The organism is Caenimonas soli (assembly GCF_013155545.1).
Taxonomy (GTDB): domain Bacteria; phylum Pseudomonadota; class Gammaproteobacteria; order Burkholderiales; family Burkholderiaceae_C; genus Ramlibacter; species Ramlibacter soli.
Genome location: NZ_JABJVV010000036.1, coordinates 1 through 6,682, shown reverse-complemented (window position 1 = coordinate 6,682; position 6,682 = coordinate 1). Strand labels below are relative to the sequence as shown.

Here is a 6,682-nt window from a genome sequence, read left to right as displayed (position 1 = left end):
TCGGTGTTGATGGACACGGCGACGCCTGCACGGCGCAGGCGATCGATGGGGTGATCCTCAATGGAGGGGTAGACGCCCAACGTCAGATTGGAAGTCGGGCAGATGCCCAGCGGTATCTGCCGATCGACCAACAGTTCGACCAGCCCGGGGTCTTCGATCGCTCGCACGCCATGATCGATGCGATCGGCACCGAGCAGTTCGATGGCGTCCCGCACGCCCTCGGGGCCACTGGACTCGCCGGCATGCACGGTGCGGCGAAGCCCCGCCCCACCTGCGCGTCGGAACGCCTCGGCGAAACGTGGGCCGGTGCGGCCGGCGGCAGCCTCGTTGCCGTCGATCGAGAGCGCCACGACGCGCGGATGTCGCAGTTGGTAGCGAGGGTGTGGCAGAAGGTATGGTTTACGAGGGGAAGATCTGGATCTCGAGCACCTAGAAATCGCTCGCCACCTGTTCAGCCGTGATGATCCGCGTCAAAAGGTGGTTGCGATCGCCGTCTCTCACCGGAAGGCCGTCGATGATTTGTCGGAGCTGCGGTACGTTCGCTTCTGTTTGTACGAGGAGGTACTTCACGTCGCTCGGACTATAAGCGAGCTTGTACGGTCTGAGCTGTTCCTTGTAGAAGGCCTTCTTAGACATCAATGCTGTCGGGAGGAACGGCAACACACCTTGTGTAGGATGATCGGGAACATACCGCCACTCTCGTTCGTCGGCGAAACGGTATTGGCTCGTGCTGCCCCGCCGATCCAAAGTACCTTCGTAATTCTTGATGTACCGGAGCGTGTTGATTACGTTCATGTACCGCTCCTGGCACCGCAGCAGCTCGTCAAAGTCGTCAGTGATCGAGTCGCATTCGTTCCACAGCTCTTGGATTGCTCCCAACAGCCGATTGGTGAAGTGACTGGATTTGTTCACATATGCGACGGGGTTTAGACCCGACCGTAAGGCCCATTCCTTCGAGAGACCGATGCCAAACTGGCCGTACTTATCCATGTGGAATGGAAGTTCGGAAAGACGCAGATCACAGAACGACACCATCGGAACACCGAATTCTTTATCGGGACCGGCATTCTCAATCCGCTCTCTTGCGTAGGAGAGCAGGAACGCGCCCTCTTTCAGTACGCCTTCAAGCGCTTCAGGCTCTTCCGCGAAGTGAAATAGGATCTGAGGATAGGGACTTTTCATTCACCGATTCTAGGTGGTGTACTTCTCCCCCTCGCTCGTATGATTGGCTCACATGTGTGGCTGGAAGGTGAGGGGAGCGTTCGTAAAAGTTATCGGGCGCTAGCACTGAATTATTCTCGAACCACTCGCCTCGCTAAGTTGGGAGAAGGCATCGGCGCTGGACGCGGCGCGCAGGTCGGCCAAGAAACCTGCCACGTGACCCAGGGGCCTATTGAGGAGACGGCAATGCAACGCCGTCAGTCCTCCTGTGGCTCGGTGAAAAGTGCAACGCGTTGTACCCGAACTTGTGAGCGAGACGCTCATCGAAGCAAGTCGCCTTCCCGCAGGCACCACACGGGCGCTGATGGCCATGTTCCTGATCGCCGAGGTGCATCCGTTCAACTACGGCAACGGCCGCTTGGCGCTTGGTGATGAACGCCGAACTCTCCAGCGCCGACGGCTGCCGCATCGCGTGCCCACGCTCTTTCGTGAGGAATACCTGGGACTGCCTGCAAAGCCTGACCCGCAACGGTGAGCCCGCGGGGTTCCAGAACCAGGAGAGGGCGTCGCGCTTCGACTACGAGGACCTGGATACGGTCATCGGCGAGATGCGCAAGTGCAATGAATTCGAGCGCTCCACGACGCAGTTCAAGCTCGTCATGCCCGGAAACCTCGCCGGTGCGTAGCCGCGTAGGCCGCGCTGCCGGTCGAACTCGTTACTTCGCCACTTCGGGCTTCTTGAAAGTCCAACTGCAGCAGACGCAACCGTTAAAACAGCTGAAGCCTGCGATGCTGTTGTCCGTCAGCCTGATCTGCCCCTTGCTTTTCGGCCCCTTCTTTTGCGCTTTGATCGTGATCTGCACGGTTTCCGGCGCAATCCCCTTTGCTTCTAATACTCGCTTGATCTCTGTCATCGTTTCTGCGAGTTGCTCATGTGACTGCTTCTCTGTGACGTTGGTGACGCACGAGCAATCCGCGCAGCCATACTGATGACAGGCGAAAGCCGGCGTTGGCAGGACGGCCGCCAACGACGGGAATATGGCGGCTATGGCAAGTTTTGCGAAGCAAGGCATACGGTGAATCCCAAAGGGGGATTGTTAGAGCGCCTGGCCGCTGCTCCCCTCAGCGCCGCGACCTGGCAAACTACACCTGCAGCGTCACTACGACACCACTCTCAAAGTGTGCCTTGGCTCCGACGACCACGCAACTGGTAGATCCTCATCAATATGCAAAAGCCCTGTTTTCCCGCAATGGCGTAGTTCAACGCGTGTTCGGCCGGGCAGACGAGCTGCACTGCGGAACGCGAATCCACGGGCCATGAGCAACCGGGCAGTAGAGATCGCCAAGCGAGGGCCGGCGTACATTGATGAGGTCCCTCTGAAGTAATAGGACGCTGCAACAGCGGACCACATTGGAACCCCCTACCGGTCGGACGACTTGCAGGTCGTCGCCTCACAACACGAGACGGTTGTCAAAGAGCCGTTTGCAGCAGGCGTTCGGGCAGCCGAGCTGGGACCAACTATCGAGCCTGCGCATCATCCAAATGGGAGAGTCGATTTGATGAGTTGCAGTAAGTGAGCTGACGATTGACAATCCCGAGGCGAACCTCTCACCCATCTATCATGAGCCACGGTATGCTCCGTTGTGCTCTGTGTGTGCTAGGTCGCGCGTTGTGGGCGAACCGTTCTTTTTTTAGGAGCTGCTATGACCGCTAAGTTGACAAAGGAAGCTTGGGCCGATGTAGTCGCGAAGGCTTGGAAGGACCCTGATTTCAAGCAGAGGCTTCTTGCGGACCCGAGAAAGGCGCTTGCTGAGAGCGGTCTTCCGCTCCCGGGTGGGGTCCAAGTCAACGTAGTTGAAAATCGACCGGATACTGTGAATCTTATTCTGCCGAACGCTCCTGACGACCTGGAAAAATTCGCGGCGAACACGCAGCTAGCGTTCACATGTTGTACCGTCCATATTCCAGTTTGCTAAGAACCTAACGATGCGTCCGACGGCAACGTGAGTCGTGCCTCTTGTCGCTTCGATGGCGCCGAGCTGTCGAACTTGAGAGCAGCTGGATCAGCCTCGGCGAGTGCCGAGGAACTCGCGAATTCTGTGCGCCGTGAGGGTGGCGCCGGCTCGGCTACATCGACAAGCGAAGTGCGCTCGCGAGCCGAGTGGGTGAAGACTTTCGCCCAGTTCTGGCAACTGATCGACCGATACTGGTGCGCAGGTCGTTCAATGCGCGGGTGCCTCGACGAGGTTTCCCGCTACCTACTCCAAAGTGTGAAGGCGCGTCACCTTGAGAAGTACCGAGAACTGGACAACATCGCTGGGCTTGCGGACATCCTCACGGATCGCCTTCAAAGCTTGTATCAGATTGCGTTACAAAGAAGTGAGCCCAGGGCTGAGCAGCTCTTTTTGGAGTACGGGCCAGTATGGCTAAAGCAAAGATTCTTGGCCATGCCCGTGTTAGCGCGAGTCACGGCATCAATCGTACAAAACTGGGTTTCGTTCGCGCACGAGTTCCTCGAGAGGTTGCGTCAAGACCGCCAAAGTATCGCTGCGACTTTCTCGGGGGGCACTAGCGATCGCGTTATTGACGTGTCGGCAGCGGGATCCGATGTGCACAGCTCCGGGCGCATTGTGCTTCGGGTGAAGTTCGAGACGGGTGCAGCGCTGGCTTACAAGCCAAGACCACTCTCAATTGTCAATTTCTATAGGTCAATCCTGGCCTGGATCAGTGAGCATTCTGGGCCGGCCTGCGCTGAAGTTCCTATCCACCTCCTTCGAGATAAGTACGCGTGGGTGGAGTGGTTGACGGAGGACGATCACGCACAAGCGGACACTTACCGTCGCCTCGGCGCGACGGCTGCGCTGCTCGGCTACCTGAATGGGACGGACTTCCATCGCGAGAACGTAGTGTTGTCTGCTGGTAAGCCTATGCTTGTTGACATAGAAACCGTTTGCCAGCCCCGGCTCCCGAGCGGGACGTTCCAGCCCGGTAGCTGCCGTGACTGGGCTCGCCAAGCACTCCAGGAGGGCAGTCTTGGGACTGGCATTCTCCCCTTACGCATCGAACTGCCTGATGGTCGGAGCGTAGATGTAGGCGCCCTGTCTGTCGATGCGGGCAGTTACTCTTGGAGAACGCTCGACAGCGATCGGCGCGAATTGGTGATTTCCGGATTCCAGATGATGAGCGAGTTCATCCGTTCGCATGCGGACGGGTTCCTGGCAGTCGATGGTCCCCGCCAGGCGTTGTTTGGCTGTCGTGTTCGTATCGTTTGCCGTCCCACTGCGCTATATGCGGCCTTGTTAGAGCGCGCACTGACGGAAGAGACTCTGTCTGATGGAGCGAGGTTTTCTCAGCACTTTCACTTCCTAAAGCGCCTTGACATTTCAGGATCGACAGTTGGCCAGTTCAAGGCCCTAAGGGCGGCTGAGATGGAAGCTCTCGAATCTTTTGACATTCCGTACTTCACAACGGAGGCGACATCGATTGCTCTTGAAAGCCAGACGAATGGCGTGACGAAAATGATTCACCCGAGATTTCACCATAGCAGCGTCTGGGAGTCGGTAACTGACCGTCTGCAGACGGCTAGGGCGGCAAGGCACTCCGATCGGATGAATTTAGTGCGAGCTACCATGCGATTGGCTGATGATGTCTATGCCGGAGCCAAACTAACCCCCGGTGCTCAGAACTGGGGCCCGCAGGATACCGAAGCTCTCGCGATCAGCTTAGGTGACTTGCTCCACGCGCGAGCCATCCACGGGTCAGACGGCGTTTGTTGGATAGGGGGCACTAGAAGTTCAGATGGAATATCAATAGCTATTTCCACCTTGGGGCACGATCTATACGCTGGCTCCAGCGGGATTGCATTGTTCCTCTGCGCGCTGTCGTCTGTAATAGGACGGCAGAAGTACCGCGCGTTAGCCCGACGTGCTGTTCGCCCCCTCAAATGCGAGCTGGCAGATCCTCGTTGCGCGCGCAGGCTCCTGAGGATCACGGGTGTAGGCGCCGGGGGCGGCCTCGGCGGCTGCCTATATGCACTGACACGTTGCTGTTCGATCTCCGGGGACGAATTCTTTGCTGACGCCGCCAAGCAAATATGCAATTTGATGACGCCTGATGCATTGCGCGCCCAGAGTGAACTCGATCTGATGAACGGGGTCGCGGGTGCCATTATCGGGCTTTTGACGTATTACAGCTTCAGTGCAGACGAGAATGCATTGTGGTGCGCAGCCTATGCTGGCCAGCTCGCACTTTCGGCGACAGCTGACGTCATCTCAGGCGCGCGAGGGACCTCTTCCAGGATCGGGGTAGCTCACGGGTTGTCAGGAGTTGCTATGGCTTTTGATCGGCTCTACTTCGTGACAGGGAACGGCGCATTCAAAGACGCAGCCAGCTCCTTGGCTGCTTTTGAGTCCGAAAGATTCTTCCGGCTCCGGCTCGGGGCGCATGAAACTGGCATCGCGCATGACGTGTCTGGTTTGCGCTGGTGTAGCGGGGCCGTTGGTCTTGCGTTGGCCCGATTGAGTTCGGTGGATGGACTCGGCGATCCGGCAGCGGAGAGGGTGATCCAATCAGGCCTGAACTACACAAAGTACGGACTAGTGGCGCCCACGGACAACATCTGTTGTGGAAACTTTGGAACACTCGCGCTTCTTTCACTTGCGACTCTTCGCTCGATTGCAGCAGCGGAAACTACCGTTCCTGTTGCTCATCGCATGCTGGGGGGTCTGAATGCTCGGGTAGGAGGGCAAGACGATCTGGTCGACTTTTTTCCAGGGATGTTCACCGGTGCAGCCGGTATTGGTTACGAGCTGCTTAGGTTGTCGCAAGTCGCCGAACTTCCGTGCGTGCTGTCGTGGGAGTAAAAGAATTCTCTCCGCGGCGCCCGTGATGGAATTGTGCGACCTCGAAGGCCCCGAGCGGCGCCTCCTAGATGGAGCATCGCTCTCCGTCTTCACAGGCGGACTGAGTTCCCTGCTTGCGGCATCAACTCTTATGTGGTTCCAAAGTGGGTCGACCCGGTGCGCTTGTGCCGCAATATCGTGGTGTCGGGTATCAACTTCCTCGCGCTGCGCAACGCAAAGGTCCGCATGGGCGATTGCGGTGCTGGAGATCGTCTGGGCATGCGCACCTTGCGCGCGGATGAAATCGGCCCGTGTCGGGCGACCCTGCGCTCGCGGGCGAGCGCGCTCCATCCGCCTCAACTCTACCCTGCGGAAACGCGGCGTAAGCGTCCGGCGAACCCATCCTTGCCGACTTAGCCCGCTGCGGCGAGCATCGTGTCCACGAGAGGATTGGAATGGACACGAGCGAACCCACCAAGCGCACCCGAGTGCGCGCGTATGCCCCGGAGTTCAAGGCGAAAGTGCTGGCCGAATGCAGCCAGCCCGGCGCCTCGATAGCCAAGGTGGCGCTGGCCCATGGCCTTAATGCCAACATGATTCACACGTGGCGCCGAGACGCGCGCGGGGCTGTCGCCCCGGCGCTGGCGGGCGCCGGCGAGTTCGTGCCTTTGCAGCTCGC

Annotated in this window: 7 protein-coding genes; 4 read left to right on the top strand and 3 right to left on the bottom strand. The window is 58.5% G+C overall.

The window, feature by feature from the left end; translation table 11 throughout:
- Together HNE04_RS27675 and HNE04_RS27670 are read right to left on the bottom strand one after the other, a co-directional pair.
- A partial coding sequence (locus HNE04_RS27675) for an adenosine deaminase family protein (protein WP_407926628.1) occupies positions 1–350 on the bottom strand: 350 nt, incomplete at its 3' end.
- A 79-nt stretch (positions 351–429) separates the two neighbouring features.
- Positions 430–1,182 (bottom strand): abortive infection system antitoxin AbiGi family protein, encoded by a 753-nt coding sequence (locus HNE04_RS27670; protein WP_172227080.1) that lies wholly within the window; start codon positions 1,180–1,182, stop codon positions 430–432.
- Between the two features lie 410 nt (positions 1,183–1,592).
- On the opposite strand from HNE04_RS27670, the gene HNE04_RS27665 reads away from it, so the two are divergent.
- A complete protein-coding gene (locus tag HNE04_RS27665; protein WP_172227077.1) occupies positions 1,593–1,847 on the top strand; it encodes a hypothetical protein in 255 nt (84 codons plus the stop codon).
- Positions 1,848–1,877: 30 nt separating this feature from the next.
- Here the strand turns inward: HNE04_RS27665 and HNE04_RS27660 are convergent, their stop codons facing one another.
- Positions 1,878–2,234, bottom strand: coding sequence for a hypothetical protein (locus tag HNE04_RS27660; RefSeq protein WP_207717754.1), 357 nt, complete (start codon positions 2,232–2,234; stop codon positions 1,878–1,880).
- 631 nt (positions 2,235–2,865) lie between these two features.
- Between HNE04_RS27660 and HNE04_RS27655 the strand changes: the two genes are divergently transcribed.
- The 3 genes from HNE04_RS27655 to tnpA form a co-directional block, all read left to right on the top strand.
- On the top strand, positions 2,866–3,138 hold the full coding sequence (locus HNE04_RS27655; RefSeq protein ID WP_172227072.1) for an NHLP leader peptide family RiPP precursor: 273 nt from the start codon (positions 2,866–2,868) through the stop codon (positions 3,136–3,138).
- Between the two features lie 189 nt (positions 3,139–3,327).
- Positions 3,328–6,024 (top strand): type 2 lanthipeptide synthetase LanM family protein, encoded by a 2,697-nt coding sequence (locus tag HNE04_RS27650; protein ID WP_172227070.1) that lies wholly within the window; start codon positions 3,328–3,330, stop codon positions 6,022–6,024.
- A gap of 434 nt (positions 6,025–6,458) precedes the next feature.
- Positions 6,459–6,682, top strand: a 224-nt coding sequence (gene tnpA / locus HNE04_RS27645) for an IS66-like element accessory protein TnpA (RefSeq protein WP_172221903.1), incomplete at its 3' end; no start/stop codon positions are given.